We start from the raw sequence: 19,121 nt of genomic DNA, 5'->3' as shown, positions 1-19,121 counted from the left end.
TAGATTGGCGCTTCACCAATGAAGATGCCAGGATTAAACTAAAGAGATTGTATCCTACATTATGTGGTTGACGGGACACTAGAGCGAAAGCGAACGAAAGAACACTTGCCGAGCATGCAATCAACAAGTCAATCACTTTGTCCTTGATTCCCCAGAAGTGCTTTATTTTCCTCAGATAGACATAGATCCCAACGACGAATAGAAAGGCAAAGAGAATCGGTGCGCCTACTAGATAGTACCTGAATTCCTCGAACGGCATACCTCTCAACCTCCTTTATGCGCCTGTCAATAGTGCCAGGCATGTTCTTGCGTAATCTGGGTTGTGACTACGGGGACCTCTCACCCGATCGGCCCGCTCAATTCACCTTCGCAACCTTAACCAGCTCTTCGAAACCGATGCCGGTGATTTTGACGATATAGATTCCCGCAGCGACTTCATTGCCGCTGCTGTTTCTGCCGTCCCATTCATATTCGTAAATCGGCTCTGCAGATGCAAGCGGTTTTTCGAAGACTTTCGAGCCGTCTAATGCAAAGATATAGAGCATCCCCGCCGACGCCTCGCCCGGAAACTTGAATCTAACCCACTCGTCGAATGGGTTCGGATATGCGATCACTGCGTTGGTTCCGGTCGGTGTACCGAAAAGTCCCGATGCCGCAGCGGCATCTACGATACCATAGCCATAGTCATTGTTGGGATACGTCCGATCGCCGCGCTTGCGGGCAGTAGACCAGATCGCGTTGCGCACATCGATGGGTCCCCAATCCGGATGCAGCTCCAGTAGCAGCGCAATCGCACCCGCCGCAAGCGGCGCTGCGGCTGATGTTCCGGAGAAGTTGTAAAAGCCTCCCCAGTGACCCGCCGCCCATACGCTCGTCCCCTGCGCACATATATCGGGCTTGATTCGACCATCAGCCGTCGGTCCCGGAGATGAGAAACTCGTAAGGAGCCCATTCGGATCGACCGCTCCGACCGCGATCACGCTATCGCCATCCGCAGGAGCACTGACATGCCCCCACAGATGGAGTCGTTCGTTGCCTGCTGAAACGACCACTGTGACACCCCGCGATGCGGCTGCGTCGCACGCTATTGTGGTGGTCGCTGTGTTGCCATCCATGTCGGAGAAATCAAACCAGTCTGTGTAACCAAGAGATGCAGATATGATGTCGCACCCTAACGCCTCTGCCCAGTCGATCGCCTCCACGAAATATTCTTCTTCTATCGGGATTTCATTCCGCTCATCCTCAGTCTTCGCCAGCAGAAAGCTTGCGCCGAATGCGGGACCGTACAACTCACCATCGAGCGCACCACCCATGACAGACAGTACCGATGTGCCATGGTCGACCTGTAGAGCATCGTTGTCATCAACATCTTCATCTTCATGAATGAAGTCGTAAGTTGCCACGATGTCCGCATTCTCATAGGCTTCAATTCCCATCTTGAAGCCTGTGTCAAATATGGCGATCATGACACCGGCGCCGGTAAGCCCCTGCTCATGGAGATGTGGCACGAGCATCATCTGGAGCTGCCCGAGTGATTTGCCGTAATCAAGCGACCATTGCTGCATCGGCTCAGCTTTGAAGAATCCTGTCGTTTTTTCCACAGGTATTCTCTCACGCCTGAATCTCAGCACAGGGCGGATCTCGCTGACAAAATCAAAATCATCGAGTAGCGGCAGTTGCTCCGGTACGGCGACAACCGAGACGGCATTCAGCAAACGAGATACAGTATGGACCTCAAACCCGGCATCGGTGATTTGCTGAATATATCTCTCTTCAACCGGCAAATCACATGTCATAACCGGCTCGGTATCAGATGCACGCATTGCCCTACGTCTGATAGCTCGCTCCGATAGCGGCAGTTTCACTGTTTGTGGTGATGACTTCAACAACTCTTCGTGTGTCCCCTTATCTGTGAAGAACACCCAGTATCGACCGGTTTCTGACTCAACACCCTCGTGGCCGAGCCCGTTATACTTGGTCAACAGCGGCATTTCTGCCGATGCAATCGAACAAATCGTTATCGCGGCAAATATGAATATTGCGGCTATGTATCGTGTTCTTCCCATGTCGCAAGTCCTCTACTACGCAAGTACCTTTGCGAGAAATGTCTTCACTCGTTCGTTTTCCGGGCTGACAAGAATCTCCTCCACCGTGCCGATAGCCTCAATCCTTCCATCATCCATGAATATCACTCTGTCGGCCACCTCTCGCGCGACCCCGAGCTCATGCGTTACAATCATAAGAGTGATGCCTTCCCGCGCAAGCAAATTCATTACATCGACAACCTCGCTCATCATTTCCGGATCAAGGGCCGACGTAGCTTCATCGAAGAGCAGGATTTTCGGATTCAGCGCCATCGCCCGGCAAATAGCTGCTCTCTGGCACTGCCCTCCCGACAGTTCAGACGGGTAACTCTGCTCTTTGTCCAGCAACCCGAACCGGTTCAGCAGGATTCGCGCTGTTTCAGTCGACTCCTCCTGCGATTTCTTTCGGACAACCGTCTGTGCAAGCGTGATATTCCCGAGCACGGTCAGGTGAGGAAAGAGATGAAAATGCTGAAAAACAAAACCGACATCGGCCCTGACTTTCGCAATATCTCTGTGAGTTGAATCAAGTGTGACATCGTCAATGATGATTTTACCCGAATCGATCTCTTCCAGTGCATTTATGCATCGAAACAGCGTGCTCTTGCCCGCGCCCGATGGCCCTATCACAACGATCTTCTCGCCCCGTCCCACTGAGAAAGTGACATTATCGAGCGCCACATGGCTTCCGAATCTGCGAGAAATCTCCTCGCATTTGATGATTTCTGAACTCAAGATGACACTCCGTAGCCACGCATTTTGAACTTGCGCTCCATAATCGATACAACTTTCGCGAGCGTTATGGTCAGGACAAGATAGAGAATCGCGACGACAAGCCAGACCTGGAAATCCGCGAATGTTCGCGAAAAATACTCTCTCCCCGCACGTGTAATCTCTCGCATCGCAATCACTGACACGAGTGAACTATCTTTGAGACATGCTATGAACTCATTCGCAATCGGAGGAATAGCGATTCGGAATGCTTGGGGGATAATAACATGCCTGAATGTCTGTTGCCGCGTCATTCCAAGCGCTAGAGCAGCCTCGAACTGCCCTTTCGGTATCGCAAGAATGCCCGCCCTGAAGATCTCTGCAATGTAAGCCCCATAGCAGACTCCGAGAGATATCACCCCGGCGGTCATTCTACCAATATTTAGAATTCCTCCCAGGCCGAAATAGATGAAGAAGATGAGAACGAGAAGTGGCACGCCGCGTATTACATCGACATACACTCTCGCCGCAGATGAGAAAAATCTCAATTTTGCAACGCGAATCGTTCCTGCTATGACTCCAATTGCAAGCGCGAGCGCAAACGACAGAAACGTGACTTCAATCGTGACCGGAACAGCCGGCAGGAGATAGATGAGTATGTCTGCGAGGAGCGCAAGTTGATCTGCAATCCAGGCTAGTGCGTCATTCATGAGGAATCTCTATACAATTTAACTGCGCGGGCAGGAATCCTTTCCTGCCCGCATTATCGAGCTGTCAGGAAGGGGTTCCTGACAGCGCGCGTGAGATCGCCACGTCGCTTCGCTCCTCGCGATGACGACGTCTGGTAGATCCGATGCTTCTTCATCCAGCCCGATAATCGAAGCGTCCATCAAAACCACTTCGCCTGTAATTCATCAAGGAAACCTTCGCGCTCCAGCTTTTCGAGAGCAGCATTGATCTTCCCGAGCAGAAGTGTGTCGGTTTGACGCACGGCGATACCGTAAGATTCAGTTGTCAACGTCTCACCGACCATGCGAAATGTTCCCCTCTCCCTGATGGCTATCAAAGTCACCGGCTTGTCATTGATTACAGCATCGACCTGACCATTTTCGAGGTCGATGAATGCTGCGCCGATATGATCGAACGGAAATACCTCAACATCGGTTAGTCCCTGCGCCAGATACATACCGGTAGTCCCCATCTGCACGCCAACTTTTTTGCCTTTCAGATCATCAATCGATTTGATGGTCTCATTATCACTTCTGACAGCAATTGTCTGCCCGGCGGCATAGTACGGCATCGAAAACGACACCCGCTCTGCACGCTCATCTGTAATCGTCATCGCTGAAATGATACAATCGAATTTGCTTGTGGTCAGACCTGCGATGATACCATCGAAAGGCGAGATAATAAATTCAGGCTTTGCACCAAGTTCGACACAGAGTCGGTTCATGAGATCGATGTCGAAACCTTCGGGCTTGCTGGTCTCGGTGCTGACATACTCGAATGGAATATACGTCGCATCGGTTCCGACGAGCATCACGCCATCGCGCTCAATTCTCCCGGCAGTGGAGATATCGTCATTATTGCCGCATCCAGGAACTATCGCAACAAGCAATACAACAACAGCCGCAACGAACAAGAGATTTCTCATCAGAATGCTCCTGAGCATTGTCGAATCCGCAAGGGATTCGACCTATGTTATGCATCGAATAAGAGCATTTGATAGAATTATGGCAAGGGGAAATCGGATGCTAAGTGAAGCCGTCCGCTCGCGTACAATATTTCAGTAATGCACCATCCGCAGGATCTTCGCTTCGTCATCGAAGTCAAAATGATATTTGACAGCGGCAGAATCGAAGTTAGATGTGACAAGTCGTGCACCATCGCGGACAAAATCGATGTCACCGACGTAGTATTCGCTGAATGTCCCCGGATCCAAAATCTCTACTCCCACACTGTCGGGAATGCGCACTTGAAGGTCAGATCTGTGCGCCTTCATTGCGATATTCACATCAGGCCTCAGGGTTCCGAGCCGGAGATCCACTTGCGAGTACGGCGTGCGTGAGACTAATTTATCGACTTGCAGTCCGTCCAAATTCAAGCGCAGGTCGCAATCGCGACAATCGAGATTCAATGAGATAGGAAGTTTGTCATAGAGTTTGACATTCCAGTCGAACTGATAGGAGTCGACATGAAAGAAACTGATTCCCGGTATTTTGCCTTCTTTTAGAGAGACTCTTGCCACGTCGGACACGGTATCGAATTCAATACTCGGCTTGCCCGGAAAATCACTGTATGAGCAGCGTACAACACTTGATGCGCTGCCACCAACTGTCATATCGCAGTCGTCAATGTCGATATCGAATTCGATACCGGAAATTTCATCACTCAGTTGCGACAGATCAACACCGGTTGTTCTTTCGCTCGCCACTCCTGCATAGATTTCATAATTCGAATACAAAACATACGCGCCGACCGCGAGGATAAGTATGCTCGAAAGATATGCAAATTGTGGCGCCGGCAGCCTCTTGAAAATCATTCCAATACCGGCCGCAATCAGCAGTACCGGCCAGAGATCCAGGAGCTCAAGGTACACCGTCCAGTCCATGAGATCGAGATTCACGGCGAGCGCCGCCGCTCCGATAATTATCAGAACAAGTCCGAAATTAATTTTGCCGGCATTCACTTTCGTTATTCTCCTTTTTCTTGCGCATGGAACCGTAGATCAAAACCGCGCCTACGACTATCAGAATCAACGGCCAGAGACTCGAGAAACTGAACCAGAAGAACAGATCATCTGCAAGGAATGCCAAACCGATGAGAATCAGCGCCAAGCCCGGAATATACCTGATGATTTCTGATCTCGGTGGGGTCACATCCGCAATTTCTCCCTCAGCACGACGCGGGATCGCAATCCAGCAGATAACGTAGGCAATGACACCGACACCCTTGGCGAAAGCGAGAATGACAAAAGTTATCCGAAATATGATCGGATCTATGTTGAAGTATTCGCCGAGCCCTCCGCAAACACCTCCGATTACATTGCTCTGGCGCGATCGTTCAAGCTTCTTCATTGAATCCTCCTTCTATCGGAACCACCTAATAGTACGGATTCACGTAGCTTTTGTTACAGTTGGTGGTGATTCTCCGGACATCAATGTGACGCCTTACCGCGCTATTCCTCTGGATCCTCGATCCTCACCTCGGCCGTCCTCTCCTTCTTGACACCCGGGATCCGCCCCAGAATATCCTCGAATTTGAGACCCGTGAGAGATTCAACTACCGGGGGAAGCTGAGCGAGTATTTCTGTGATGTCACCTGTCAGCTTGGAGGCTCCCCCCCCCTGCCATTTCCCCCGGAATTGATTATGACGATCTTCTCAGTTTTTGCCAGTGGCTCTGAGATAGCCCTGGCTATTTCGGGAAGCTTTTCTATTAACATCTGCGCGATCGCAGCCTGATTGTATTCCTGCCATGCACTTGCTTTCTTGGCCATCGCCTCCGCCTCAGAAAGTCCCTGCGCCTTGATAACATCCGCTTCTGCGAAACCCCTCGCCTTGTTGGCATCGGCCTCTGCCGACCCGGTCAGCTTGATTGCAGACGATTGACCTTCAGCAATGGTCTGCAGCTTGAACTTATCTGCTTCAGCTATCGTTTGCATGCGATACCGCTCGGCGTCGGCAGGACGTTCGATCGATGCGTTGAGTTCGAGCTCTTTTCTCCGCACCTCGCGTTCGCCGATCTCGATTTCCTTCGTTTTCTCAACGACTTTCACGGCGACTTCCTCTTCCTTGACCAACTGCTCTGTCTTGTACCTCTGCAGGTCATAGGCCAGATCTGCTTCGGCCTTTTTCTGATTGACAGATGCCTCATATTCCGCCAATCTCATACGATAATCGCGATCGGCGGCGGCAATCTTGGTTTCGGCTTCAAGTCTTCCGACCTCTCCGATTTTCCGCGCTTCAGCTGATTGGATCGTGGCATCTCGTTCTGCTTCCGCTTCTCCGACCCTGGCATCCTTCTTGACCTGCGCCACTCTTGGCTTGCCGAGTGCATCGAGATAACCTTGCTTGTCGCGGATATCGCGTATGGTGAACGATACCACCACCATTCCCATGTTCGCCATGTCGGCGGCGGCTACATCCTGAACTTGAGAGGCAAATGCATCACGATTCGAATAGATCTCTTCGACTGTCATCGTTCCAAGGATGGCGCGCAGGTGACCTTCCATGGTCTGTAACGAAATCTCCATGATCTCTTGTTTTGCCTTGGAGAGGAACTGCTCCGCAGCAGTTCGTATCGAAACTTCATCGCCCTTGATTTTAACCTGCGCGACTCCATCCACCATAACCGGAACACCCTTCGCCGTGTAAACCTCCGGAGTGTTTACATCGAGGGTGAATAATTCGAGAGAAAGGTGATCCACTCGTTCGAATACCGGGATCACGAATGTTCCGCCGCCCTTGAGAATTCTGAATCCGACCGATTCCCTGTCACCTGCAGCGGTCTTGATTCTGTGCCGCATACCTGATATCACAAGCACTTCGTTGGGACCGACCTTGATATACCTCTTCGAGATGACGACAAACATCACGAAGACAACGATTATCAAGGCGAATACGGCGAATATCCAGCTTACATCAAGTCCGAACATAATCTATCCCTTCTGATTCGATGAGTCGCCGGACCACGGCTTAACATACATGGTTGATCCGACTACACGAACGATCTCGACCAGGCTATTCTTATCGATCTTCTCATTGTCGACTGAGCGCGCCGCACCCGTGAATCTTGCTCCCCGGACGACGTATGCCAATTCACCGGTGCCTTCTTTGGATATCGGCGTGATGACTTCAGCGGTCATGCCAATCAGATCATCCGCTTTCGCCTCAGATGATCCCTGTGTCCTCTTGTATACAGCATTCAGCACACCGTACACGAGTCCAGCTATCAGAAGCCCCGAACCAACAGCAAGCGATGTCGACTGTAGAGCGGACCATTTCAATCCTTCGATGCCAACAATTCCACCGGCGCCAAATGCGGTAATAAACGTCGCAATCACGACTGGAGATGCCGGCGAGAATGTGATCTCTCCGCCAACATCACCGGCGTCGATACCGCTGCTGTCCGCTGCGACTTCAGCAGCATCCGCGCCGCCAAAACCACCCGACATTATTAAGCTGATTACTGCGTATATAAGACCTGCCAGCAGGCAGAGAAAAAAGAACCCGGATAGAGTCATAGCTGCCTCATTAGGAAATCATGGTCTGGAGTACCTTACAGCTCTCGCGAACAAATATTCATTATGGAAAGATGCAGTCAACAAAAACTGTTATTACGAGTGGAGTTATGAAAAATTCCAAACAAGGTCCCGGAGCGAGAATAGCAGGACCAGATGGGTCTGGAAATCAGCGAATGGAATCGGCGCTGCTCTACTAAGTCTTCTTGCTCGAACTCGATTTTCTCTTCTTGACGACCGTGTCGAAGATCATCGCCAGACCGACTGCGACCAGCACCAGCGGCCACATTTCATGCCAGCCATACCAGTAAGGGATGATATCGAGATTCTTGAGCAGAAAAAACCCGCCGATCAATATGAGAACAAATCCAACAAACATCCGACATTATCTCCTTCTTGTCCTTTCATCATACGGAGACCCGATCCCAATGTTTCACCGGCAGATACGGCTCGACAGTTGAGGATCGCTATTTTTCCTCGGCTTCGCCGGTCATCGGCACGAACCTTACGGGTATCGATCGCCGCTTGACTATGCCGTCCTCGGTCTTCTCGATAACCACCAGTTCCTGATAGAAATCGCCAACCGGAAGAACCATGCGTCCGCCAAACTTCAACTGCTCCACCAGCGGTTCCGGAATGTGATCAGGCGCCGCTGTGACAATTATTGCATCGAATGGTGCCGCCGTTGTATCCCCGCGATAGCCATCGCCGCAAACGACTTTGATATTCTGATAGCCGAGCTTGGCCAGCAAATCTGTGGCTGACTCCGCAAGCTCACATACGATTTCGATGGAATATACCGAATCGACGATTTCCGCCAGCACCGCAGACTGGTAGCCGGAGCCTGTCCCTATTTCAAGAACCCGCTCGTCACCTTCCAGGTCAAGGAGTTCGGTCATCAGTGCCACAATATAGGGTTGGCTAATTGTCTGATCGTGGCCAATTGGCAGTGGGCCGTCATCATACGCACGCTTCACAAACCGTCCGGGAACGAAGAGGTGTCTCGGCACCTTCCTCATCGACTCCAGCACAATGCTGTCTGCGATGCCTCGCGATTCGATTTGCTCTTTCACCATTTTCTTGCGCAGTTCTACATACGGATCTGTCTTTTCTGAATAGAACGGCATATCGGTGCCACCAATCGCTACGGCGGATGCAATCGCCGCTATCCCCACGAGTAATCTCACCATTTTCCACATACGTATGAAAAATACCACGCACGGTTTCGTTGTCAATAACAAAAGAGGGGCGCCTGGATCGAGCGCCCCTCGTCCTGAAGGTGGGTTTCCTAGCCGATTGTCTCCCGAATCTCCTGGCTAAGCGTCTCCTCGCCATCCTCGCATATCTTTACCGCGATGTCTCCTACAACCACGATTATCTCGTCTCCTGTCACCAGGTACTTCCCGATTTCCGGCTTCATCTCCAGAAGCATGAAATAGGCGTCGCTGAACGGCTTGATCTTGATAATCTGCTGCGAGCCATCATACTTGCTGTCAACCAGAGTGTTGCCGATCATCTGAAATGTTCGGTCACCTATTGATGCCAGTCGTGAAAGTCTCTCCGAACCGACCTGCGATGTCACCTTTGCCTCAAGCTCGGTAGTCGGCAGGTATGCGTCTGCGGAAGGAGAATCATGCGCAGCCTTGCCGTCGAATTCCTCATAAACATCCCCAAGCATCATCTTAGACACATCCGACCGGGCGATCGCGCTTTTCTTGCTGCCGCCATTTCCTGACTCCGCGTCCAGAATTAGCATAGAATTGCTGCTAGGCATGGCCATGAGTCTTACAGCCTCTTCATTGAATATTGTCGGAAATCCGGGCTGATGGTGCGCCAATGCCGGGTCCTCGACGAAGAAAGACGTGTACGGCGTCACGATCCCGTACTTCTTCGACAGTCTCACAATCTCATCTTTGATTTCTGTCGTGGCAGAGCCCTGTCCGACCTGATCCAGAAGATACCCGATTCGTCGAACTGCCCACTGCCTCGGAACAAGCTCGTCAGCGCCAGGTCTCGGCGAGAATTCGACATTGTATGTGTATGCTTTCGGCTTGCCCTCTACGAAACCTTCGAGCCTCACAGTCGCCCCGCCCGCTGACTCGAATTTGCCGGCAACCACGAGCTGCATGCCATAGAACAAATCGGGCAGCGTCCGTGGGTAGATCTGAGCCAAGCTGTTACCGTCACATACAATCTTGATATCGGTCATGGCTGGATTGGCGATTTTAGCAAAGAAGCTCGACACCTTGACTTCGGTATCCTCGCCCGGTCGCACATAACTCGCAACAGCGTTCGACTCCGATGACAGCCGGTCGAGGAGCTTAGCGTCGACATCATATCCAACGCCGAACGAGAATATCTTCCACCCTGCCTTGTTTGCGATCTTGATATTCTCAGCAATGTGCTGCGGATTGGTTTCGCCAACTGTCGGTTCGCCATCGGTGAGGAAGATGATGTAGTCTGCAAATGATCTGTCTCCACCGATGCCAATCGCTTCCAGCAACGCCATGTTGATATTTGTTCCCCCCTCAGCTTTGAGCTGATCGACAGCCGCGATGGCTTCCCTCACACTTTCTCTGCTTGCCTCAAGCATCTCCGGGAAAAGCCGCGTGATCTCATCAGAGTAGCTGACAATCCCAAATCTATTATTCTCATTCAGTGAATTAAGACAGAACCTGAGCGCCTGCTTCGCCTGCTCGATCTTCTCGCCCGCCATCGAACCGGAAACGTCCAGCACAAACAGCACGTTTTTCGGAGCAGCCGCACCCTCCTCCTGCTTCAGATCGGGAGCGATCAGCCCGAGAAAGTAACCCTGATTCTCATCTCTGTCATAATGAGTCAGCAGATTCAGCCCGACATCCTCTTTCGAAACAGAATAGTAGAGCAGGAAATCTTTCGTTCTTGTCTGATTCGACTGCGAAAGAAGCACATCCGCATTCCATTCATCGGGACGGTCGATGTCTACGCTATGCGTCGGAGAATAGACAGCCTTGAGCTTTGATTGCGATTCGATCACCACATTCAGGCGGTAATCGGCGATAGGAGCCGCATAAAACTTCGGATCTTCTGAAGTGAATCTATATGTCACGACACCGTTGTCGTATGGCAGCACCTGCTGATAGAAGATCTTGATCTTGACATCGCCATGCGGCGGAATCGGATAGACACGTGCCTGAAACAAATCCTTGCCGACATACTCAAGCAGTCCCGGATCCTGCATGCGCCGCACAATTTCGTGATAACGCTGAGCGGCCTCGCGCTTGTCGAGGATTTCTCCTTCGACTTCCACTCCGCCAATCAGCATACTGAAATTCGATACCGATGCTCCCTCCGGGATCGGAAATAGATACGTGCCCTCGAGCTGACGTCCCTGATTGTTGTGAAATGTCTGCGAAATGGTCGTCTGCGATACACCATCGACAATGGAGACATCAACGTGTTGCTGCTGCAGCGATATGAAACGGTCGTTTGGATTGGGCCGATCGACAATGATGATGCCGAATGCCCTGCTGCAAAGAAGCAGCATCGCTGTAAGAGCAAGCAGTTTTGGAGCTAAGTTCCGGTTCATTTTGACCTCCCGTTTGATTTTGTCGTCTCAGTTAGTTGACAAACAAGAGAATCGATTATTCCCGGAAATTTACGGATTAGTCATCGAATTTCGGAGGGATCGTATCTGCTCTCTACGCAGCATCCAGGTAGGTCTGTCGATTTGTTGATTGTAGTTGAGAAGGGTGTCGATTGTGTTCACGGCGTCGTATATGTCGATAGAATCGCGAGTTAGAATGGCCACAGAAGATCTGATTTCGGCATATTCTGAGAATGTCTCGCTTGAGAACGCAGAGTCGGCAACAATCGCCTCGTAGAATCTTAGGCGGGAGCGCAAGTCTTCCAGATTCCAGTTATCGTATTTCCAGACGCTGGTCTCGCGGACACCCTTTCCATCGGTTTCATCCGAGAGCCCCGACGTGCTCTTTATGGCAAATTGCATGGCACTTTGCTTGCTAATGTCAGGTGTTATATCGCTCAGTTCATGCAGAGAAGGCTCCTCTCCCTCAATGGGTGGTATAGGGGATGGTTCTTCTCTGACGATCTCGGGCACGAAATCATTTGCTATTGGCTCCGGCATTTGGAGCATTTCAGGGACGACATCATCATGAGGCTCAGCATCTCCTTCTATGATTTCGATAGTCGCAAGCCTGACATCCTCTTCACTCGGCTCAGGAACAGGAACTGCTGTGGCCTTTTTCTCCGCCGCTCCTTTGCCACCTTCAGGAACTCCCGATGGCGCTTCGGCTTCTATCTGCCTGTCGTCCACTGTAAATTCGTCAATACCCGATTTCTTCTCACGATCAATCTCGACGTTCCCAACTCCCACCGGTTCGAGTCTGCTGGCACTTTTAGGCAGCTCAACGCGTTTCGGTTCTGCGTCGTCACTGATTTCGACTTCGTCTTTCGCAGGGTGCTCCGCAGACTTATCCTCAACAACGGGCGTCTGATATGAAGCTGGCGAGTATGTGTCCGCGCCACTCTCCATAATTGCCTTGCCAATTACAAAAACGAGTAGCACCGATGCCAGCGCGCCTGCATATCCGAATGCCATCTTCGGCCATCTTGTCGGAAGGATGATTCCCAGCACTCTATCCCATAGCGATGATGTCTCCTTGGCACCAAGTTTCTCAACGACGCGATCAGTAAACGTTTCCCAGTAGCCATCGGGAACAGAAGGCTCCTCCAACTGGCGGTAGAGTTCCTCAATCTTCTCGACTCGTGTTTTGAGAGATCTGAAGCTATCTACATCGAAATCCTCAGGCCGACCTTTCAGGAACTTTTCAAAGTCGCCGTCGGATGTCTCGCCGTCGAGATACCTGTTTATCTCGATTTCTAATCTGTCACGATCATCTTTGCTCACAGATAATCCTCCAGAGCCTTCTTTAGCCTCGAACGGGCTCGAAACAAGCGCGACATCACGGTTCCCATTTCTATTCCGAGCCTTTTCGCGATCTCTTCGTAACTCAGCTCTTCATTCACTCTCAGAATAAACACAGTTTTGTATTCCGGCGGCAGCTTCTCGACCTCTTCTTCAAGCCTGTCCATCATTTCTCTATCAGTCAGGCTCCGCGATGGATCAGCTCCCGGATTGGGATCGGCGATGATCTCCTCGATAGGATAATCCACTATGGAAACCTGCCGCTTCTGTCTCTTCAGGTGATTGAACGCGAGATTCGTGGCTATCGTGCCGATCCAACTGGAGAACCGGTACTCCTCGCGAAATGTGTCGAGCGACATATACGCCTTCACAAAAGTCTCCTGTGCAAGCTCGTCAGCAGTGTCATGGTCGCGGCAGAACCTGTAAACCAGCCGGTAGATTCTCTTCTGATTCAATCTAACCAGCCGTGAGAAAGCGTCGTGGTCGCCCCGTTTCGCTTTCCTGACCAGGACCAACTCCTCATCGAGCTGGCCGTCCTGCTTCGGCTTCGCCTTCATACAGACAAAAGCAGCATCAGTTTATTCCCGTTAATCTCTACCCGTCAAAGAAATAATCAGATTCTCCAGAACCAGCCTGGACGGCAGGCTTGCAAACCTCAGGGAGACTTCGGCTTGTGTGATAGCTCTTATAGACTTCTCGAAATGCTCGGAAGGCACTTTCTGAACCAAATCCATCATTCGCTTCAGGATATATGGCGACATGTGAAGACTCGCGGCCATCTCTCCATCGGACAAATGCCGGTGGTTTGAGGATATAAAATAGTACTGGAAAAACCGCTCGCTCAGCCAGAACAGCACCGACCGGATTCCGTCGGACTTCTCCATCAGCCGGGTCAATACTTGCAGCGCACGGGTCCTATCGCGAGAATCAACGAGTTCAAGAAGCTTAAAGACCTCGAATTCGGCCGCCACCGCAGTATGTTTATCGATATCAGCGACATCGATTGTCTGTTTGTCCCCCGCTGCAATGACAAGCTTATCTATTTGGTTCGCGAGCAGTCCGTATGAGTTGCCGACATATCGCAGCAGCTGTTCGAGTGCGGGCTGTTCAATCTTTAGACCATACTTACTTATCCGCCTCTTGATCCAAAACGGTGCGGATCGCTCACTGAGGGCCGAAAGTGATGACCAGGTCGCATTCTGCGTGAGATACTTGTAAAACTTCGTCCGCATATCGAAAGACGCCGGTCCGAACAACACCAGATGGTTACCGTCGGGAATGGTCGGGAAATACGAGAGCAGCATCTCCTGTCCAGCTTTGGATATTCGCTGAATATCATACACAACCACCAGCCGCCCGCCGGAGAACAGCGAATAGTCAGACGTTAGATCGATAATCGCGGGTGCGGAACCGGCCGATGCCGAAATCTTCTCCACATTGGCAGTCGCCTTCTTATCGCCGAACAGCTTCAATCTCAGAAGCTTCAGGAACTCGACTTTGAGATACTCCTCGCTCCCATTCAGGAAATAAATCGGCTCAACGCTCCCTTTGTCGATTCGGGAGTATAGATCCTCGAACTTCAGCTTACTCACCTGGTCTCTTGCCATAGGTGAATAGTAGATTCACTCGCAGTTTAAGTCAATCTCTTTGTTATCAAAAATAAAGCGGCCCTCAAGGGGCCGCTCAGGGAAAGGGGTGGAGACGGGATATACTTAATCACTGCTGGTTCGGTTTTGGGCGGGATTTTCTTTCGCTTTCACATAATTCAAGACATACGGGATTTTCCTCTTGAAGAGCAGCGCCATATTGCGATACGGTTCAAGGTCCTTTTGGCAATACATCTTGTCATTCACCTGATTGATTACAACAAAGCTGTCACCGAATATTTCGACAGTCTTGTTCCTGAAGAGCTGGGGATTGATGTCTACAAATTCTAGAAGGCTCAGAAGCGAGGCATATTCGCACTCGATTTCGTCGCCTGAGTATTGTGCTCTGAAGACGATGCCAAGATCAGGAACGGTAAATGACAGCAGGGCGTTGTGCTTCTCTGAATCGGAATCTATGCTGGTCGAGCTGAAATAACACTCCATGAATACTCCTGCAGGTGAAGTTCATACCGTCAAAAGCAAAGTCCATGCCGCGCAAGGCTACACAGATCGAACAGGATTCAATCGTCATAATTGCGATTTGCACCCCGCCTAATCGATTGAATCAAAACATACAAACATGCTTGTTCAATTGTTGAACAGATCGGACATTGTGAATGCGGCCAGTCCTTCGTGAGGTTCGCTGTGAAGAGATTTTCACATTTGATGCATAGACTATGTGGCCGTGATCTTCGATCGCGGTATACGTTGCGCATTTCACACATGTGCGAGCAGCATGAATTGTCGTATGCGCGAGGCTTTCGACTTACGTAATTGGCAAACCGATGTCGGATGGAGTGAGGGCATTACTGCCCTTACACGTCTAGATCAGACTCTTTCGAGAGGATCGAAAAGCTTCTGGTGTTCGGAAAGCGCAAATCGGTCGGTCATACCGGCGACATAATCACAGATAACCTGCGCGGCAGACTCTTCCTCCACCATTCTTGCATATTTCGGCGGCAACTGCTTCGGATCATCGATATAAGCCTCAAAGAGCGACGTAAGGATGCGCTTCGCTTTCGCGGTCATCCGAATCAACCGCCAATGACGGTACATATTGTCCATCAGGTAACGCTTCAGTACTCTGTTTTCGGAATCAAGCTCATCAGAAAATCGCATTATCGGCTCTTTGCTTTTCCTGACATCATCCAGGGATTGAACTCCATGCTTCTGCAAATTCCGGGCTGTATTCGTGATCAAGTCCGTCACTTCGCGATTTATGAGCATTCTGATAACATGATACTGGCGTTTCGAGCGCGAGAGATCCGGCTGCATTTTCTCAGAACGTCGAAACAAATCTCCCCAGAGAGGAATTTGCATTATCTCGTCGAGATCAAGAACATTGGAAAAGAGCCCATCATCGACATCATGGCAATTGTAGGCAATCTCATCGGCATAATTGACTAACTGTGCTTCGAGAGTGGCATTCAGATCAGGATTATAGTCGTCAGCCTCCGAAAGATCGTATGAGGTTTCATGTTTGACTATCCCCTCGCGCGTCTCGTAGGTCAGATTCAACCCCGGAAAATCGGGATAGCGTCTCTCGATATGCTCGACAACCCTAAGGCTCTGCCGATTGTGATTAAACCTCAAACCGGCATGCTTCTGCATCAAACCATCCAGAACATCCTCGCCGGCATGACCGAAAGGCGTGTGTCCGAGATCATGTACGAGGGCGATTGTCTCTGCGAGATCCTCGTTGAGCTTGAGTCCTCTGGCGATCGTGCGGGATATCTGGGCTACTTCCAACGTGTGTGTCAGTCGCGTACGATAGTGATCCCCCTCGTGATTGACAAACACTTGCGTCTTGTATTCGAGCCTTCTGAATGCGGCGGAATGAACCACACGGTCACGATCACGCTGAAACCGCGTGCGAAACGGATGATCCTCTTCGGGATACTTGCGCCCCTGCGAGTCTCTGCTCAGCGCAGCAAACGGCGCAAGGGTCCGCTCCTCGCACGATTCGATTTCTTCCCGTAAATTTATGATCCCGCCAAAATCTTCCATGTGGATAATATATGCATCAGCCACGATATGCCAAGTTTGTTGTTACCTCGAATATGCGATTCCCCACGCATGTGTCCCTCCGAGCTCCGGGTGATAACGATAGGTGTAGAGCAAATCGAAATCCCCCAGGCCGAATCGGAACCCGAATGACGGCACGAACGGCGAGGTCATGATGCCTGCCGAAGCGGAAAATCGAGAAGTCAGCCGGTACTCTTCCCCGATCTTGTACCTGACATCCGCTCCCCGCACTGCGCAGACCTCGAAAGCAAATCCTACATTATCGACACCATGTACGGAAACTCCGGCGCTGAATTCTCTGCGATGATTTGTACCCCCTGATATACGCGATTCTGTGGGATTCCTGATATCGGCATAGACAAACCAGTCCCCGGAAGGCGAGAAAATCAATCCGGCGCATGATGAGAACGAACTGAGACTTCCGTACGGCTCGGCGATATCTATACGATTGAGCTCTATTGCTAACCCACCGTGAAGATTCGTAGCCGGACTGTACCCGAGACTTGCAGCAATAGTTGATTCAAGATAGAAATCGCTCTCGCCCATAGACTGGAAGCTGATTCCAACTCCCCACTTTCCCGGCCTGAAAGACACCGCTGCTACATAGCTGTCCAACTCAGAAATATCATACAATCGCTGTCCGGAGAATTCAATGCTCAGTGGAGCCAGCAGAGCAAATGCAGCCGGATTCTCGGACAGTACTCCGGCTGATTGCACTCCGGCCAGAGTCTCAGCGCTCGCCGCTGTGGCAGGAGATGTTGCCGGATGCCTGAATGCACCAGAGACTGGCGATCCACAGATAATCAGCACGATCAGGATTGTATTGACGCGTCGTATCATTCGCCCACGACCGCCAGTACCAGCTTCCGCCTCGTCTCCACCTTGCCGGAAATTTCGGCCAGAATCACGTAGAGGCCGACCTCCAGCTTGCTGCCGTCATCCAACGTAGCATCGTATTCGAATTCTCCAGACGTCAGAAAAGCCCGGTCGAGAATCGTCTTCATGAGCTGTCCGCCGAGATCAAAGACTTTCAGAGTCAGTGCTGCTCCTTTCGCAAGATCGTATTTGATGACAAGCAGATCATCCCTGCCGTCACCATCAGGAGAGATCAGCTTCGATTCAAGCCACACTGACGACTGTTCGGCAAATCCTTCCACCACGCTGTTTGGCCGGCCCGGCGTAGAGCCTTCGGGCGCCGTCGACCTGTACCAATTGGACAAATCAAAGCCTGCTGAGAATGGGTCAATCCTCTCACCTGACACATTGGAGCCGAACACATCGCTGTATAACATCGAGTCGACCATGGCTCCGGTTTCATCAACGATGAATAGAGTGTCGCCATCATTGTTGAGAGATCTCCAGGTCCCCGTCGAAACAACCCTGACATTGACATCCGGATAGAAGGCATCAAATGCAGGCTTGTCCTGGCACAAGATCACGTACTCGCATGAGGCTATCACAAGTGAGTCTAAATCGGCGCAGCCGGAAGCATCGCAAATCGACCATCCGGTCAAATCAATTTCCTCATCTGAGATATTGAGCAACTCGACCCACTCTGTTTCCAATGGGATTTCCGGATCGGGGAGGATTTCGTTGATTACAATCTCGGACGCACCGATCCCAAACCGGAGGGTCGCCAAGGCAACGTTGTTCTGCGGAACATCATCCGGCAACAGTGATGCAACTACATCGAATCGTCCCAGGGCCACAGCCTCCTGAACGGAAATCTGCACAGAGTCGTACACATCCAGCGGTTCAATAATCCCGCCTCCTACCTGCTCCTCTGAACTGATATCACCGTCTCCATCGTAATCGATGCCGACGGTCAGCCGATTGGAGTCTGAAGCTGCGAGACCAATATTCCTGACCAGTATATCGACTCTCAACCAATCCCGCTGTTCGCCGACCGCTGCGAATGCAGCCACTAGCTCAAGATCGTTGAATCCGGGGCTGATGGAATTCATCCGACCCGGTGTCGATCCTGATTCCGCAACCGAATAACTCCAGACTGCGGAATTGTCATCATGCCTCGGATCGAAACGTTCGAAAGAGACGCCGTCAGGTGCCGTAACCGACCAGGCACAACGAGAGAGAAGCGAATTCTCCATGTCATACAACTCCACCGTATCGGCGCTGTTTCGCAGAGACATCTCCGCTGGCATGATTCGAAAATCCTCGGTGGGCGCATCTCCCCAGACGCCAGAGCTATCTCCCCAGAATCCCTCGAATCGGGCTTCATCGCTCACAAGCACCACAAACTCAAACGCCGAGAGCTCGTCCAAATCGGACAAAGGCGACGAGAGATCACCGTCGATAATTACTAGACCTTCCAGCGATATCACAGTGTCGGAGAAATTCCAAAGCTCTACCCACTCAAGCGAGGTCTCTCTGCCCGGCTCGTTGGACATCACTTCGTTGATAAGTACTCCAGCATTTGCTTGCAGACACAGCACAAGCAGCGGAATTACGCATGTCAGATATGTCATC

The 19,121-nt window shown here is 51.1% G+C and carries 18 protein-coding genes and 1 pseudogene; all 19 read right to left on the bottom strand.

Annotation, left to right across the window (positions count from 1 at the left end; genetic code table 11):
* The coding region (locus tag KKH67_09920; GenBank protein MBU1319492.1) for a hypothetical protein at positions 1-259 on the bottom strand (259 nt) is incomplete at its 3' end.
* 97 nt (positions 260-356) lie between these two features.
* Positions 357-2,066: a S8 family serine peptidase gene (locus KKH67_09915; protein ID MBU1319491.1), complete on the bottom strand. Its 1,710-nt coding sequence runs from the start codon at positions 2,064-2,066 to the stop codon at positions 357-359.
* A gap of 15 nt (positions 2,067-2,081) precedes the next feature.
* Positions 2,082-2,807, bottom strand: coding sequence for an amino acid ABC transporter ATP-binding protein (locus KKH67_09910; protein ID MBU1319490.1), 726 nt, complete (start codon positions 2,805-2,807; stop codon positions 2,082-2,084).
* 8 nt (positions 2,808-2,815) lie between these two features.
* Positions 2,816-3,505: an amino acid ABC transporter permease gene (locus KKH67_09905; GenBank protein ID MBU1319489.1), complete on the bottom strand. Its 690-nt coding sequence runs from the start codon at positions 3,503-3,505 to the stop codon at positions 2,816-2,818.
* 179 nt (positions 3,506-3,684) lie between these two features.
* The gene (locus tag KKH67_09900; GenBank protein MBU1319488.1) at positions 3,685-4,449 is read right to left on the bottom strand and encodes a basic amino acid ABC transporter substrate-binding protein; all 765 of its coding nucleotides are present in this window, start codon (positions 4,447-4,449) and stop codon (positions 3,685-3,687) included.
* A 132-nt stretch (positions 4,450-4,581) separates the two neighbouring features.
* Positions 4,582-5,484: a hypothetical protein gene (locus KKH67_09895; protein MBU1319487.1), complete on the bottom strand. Its 903-nt coding sequence runs from the start codon at positions 5,482-5,484 to the stop codon at positions 4,582-4,584.
* A complete protein-coding gene (locus KKH67_09890; protein MBU1319486.1) occupies positions 5,465-5,872 on the bottom strand; it encodes a PspC domain-containing protein in 408 nt (135 codons plus the stop codon). The genes KKH67_09895 and KKH67_09890 overlap by 20 nt, the downstream gene beginning before the upstream one ends.
* Before the next feature lie 101 nt (positions 5,873-5,973).
* Positions 5,974-7,451, bottom strand: a pseudogene (locus tag KKH67_09885) (flotillin family protein).
* Between the two features lie 3 nt (positions 7,452-7,454).
* Positions 7,455-8,039, bottom strand: coding sequence for an NfeD family protein (locus KKH67_09880; protein ID MBU1319485.1), 585 nt, complete (start codon positions 8,037-8,039; stop codon positions 7,455-7,457).
* A gap of 193 nt (positions 8,040-8,232) precedes the next feature.
* Complete coding sequence (locus tag KKH67_09875; protein MBU1319484.1) at positions 8,233-8,415, bottom strand: hypothetical protein; 183 nt, start codon at positions 8,413-8,415, stop codon at positions 8,233-8,235.
* A gap of 88 nt (positions 8,416-8,503) precedes the next feature.
* On the bottom strand, positions 8,504-9,163 hold the full coding sequence (locus KKH67_09870; protein MBU1319483.1) for a protein-L-isoaspartate(D-aspartate) O-methyltransferase: 660 nt from the start codon (positions 9,161-9,163) through the stop codon (positions 8,504-8,506).
* A 161-nt stretch (positions 9,164-9,324) separates the two neighbouring features.
* Positions 9,325-11,604, bottom strand: a complete 2,280-nt coding sequence (locus KKH67_09865; GenBank protein ID MBU1319482.1) for a VIT and VWA domain-containing protein — start codon at positions 11,602-11,604, stop codon at positions 9,325-9,327.
* A gap of 69 nt (positions 11,605-11,673) precedes the next feature.
* Complete coding sequence (locus tag KKH67_09860) at positions 11,674-12,945, bottom strand: hypothetical protein (GenBank protein MBU1319481.1); 1,272 nt, start codon at positions 12,943-12,945, stop codon at positions 11,674-11,676.
* On the bottom strand, positions 12,942-13,520 hold the full coding sequence (locus KKH67_09855; protein MBU1319480.1) for a sigma-70 family RNA polymerase sigma factor: 579 nt from the start codon (positions 13,518-13,520) through the stop codon (positions 12,942-12,944). The genes KKH67_09860 and KKH67_09855 overlap by 4 nt, the downstream gene beginning before the upstream one ends.
* A gap of 30 nt (positions 13,521-13,550) precedes the next feature.
* Positions 13,551-14,555 (bottom strand): DNA polymerase III subunit delta, encoded by a 1,005-nt coding sequence (gene holA, locus KKH67_09850; protein ID MBU1319479.1) that lies wholly within the window; start codon positions 14,553-14,555, stop codon positions 13,551-13,553.
* 120 nt (positions 14,556-14,675) lie between these two features.
* Complete coding sequence (locus KKH67_09845) at positions 14,676-15,053, bottom strand: hypothetical protein (GenBank protein ID MBU1319478.1); 378 nt, start codon at positions 15,051-15,053, stop codon at positions 14,676-14,678.
* A 384-nt stretch (positions 15,054-15,437) separates the two neighbouring features.
* The gene (locus tag KKH67_09840) at positions 15,438-16,616 is read right to left on the bottom strand and encodes a deoxyguanosinetriphosphate triphosphohydrolase (protein ID MBU1319477.1); all 1,179 of its coding nucleotides are present in this window, start codon (positions 16,614-16,616) and stop codon (positions 15,438-15,440) included.
* A gap of 42 nt (positions 16,617-16,658) precedes the next feature.
* Entirely contained in the window at positions 16,659-17,474 is an 816-nt protein-coding gene (locus tag KKH67_09835; GenBank protein MBU1319476.1) for a hypothetical protein, read from the bottom strand.
* Positions 17,471-19,120, bottom strand: a complete 1,650-nt coding sequence (locus tag KKH67_09830) for a lamin tail domain-containing protein (GenBank protein ID MBU1319475.1) — start codon at positions 19,118-19,120, stop codon at positions 17,471-17,473. The genes KKH67_09835 and KKH67_09830 overlap by 4 nt, the downstream gene beginning before the upstream one ends.
* Position 19,121: the final 1 nt, after the last annotated feature.

Source organism: Candidatus Zixiibacteriota bacterium, from assembly GCA_018820315.1.
Classification (GTDB): domain Bacteria; phylum Zixibacteria; class MSB-5A5; order JAABVY01; family JAHJOQ01; genus JAHJOQ01.
Note: the sequence above shows the minus strand (reverse complement) of the source record. Positions and strands in the feature narration are given on the sequence as shown.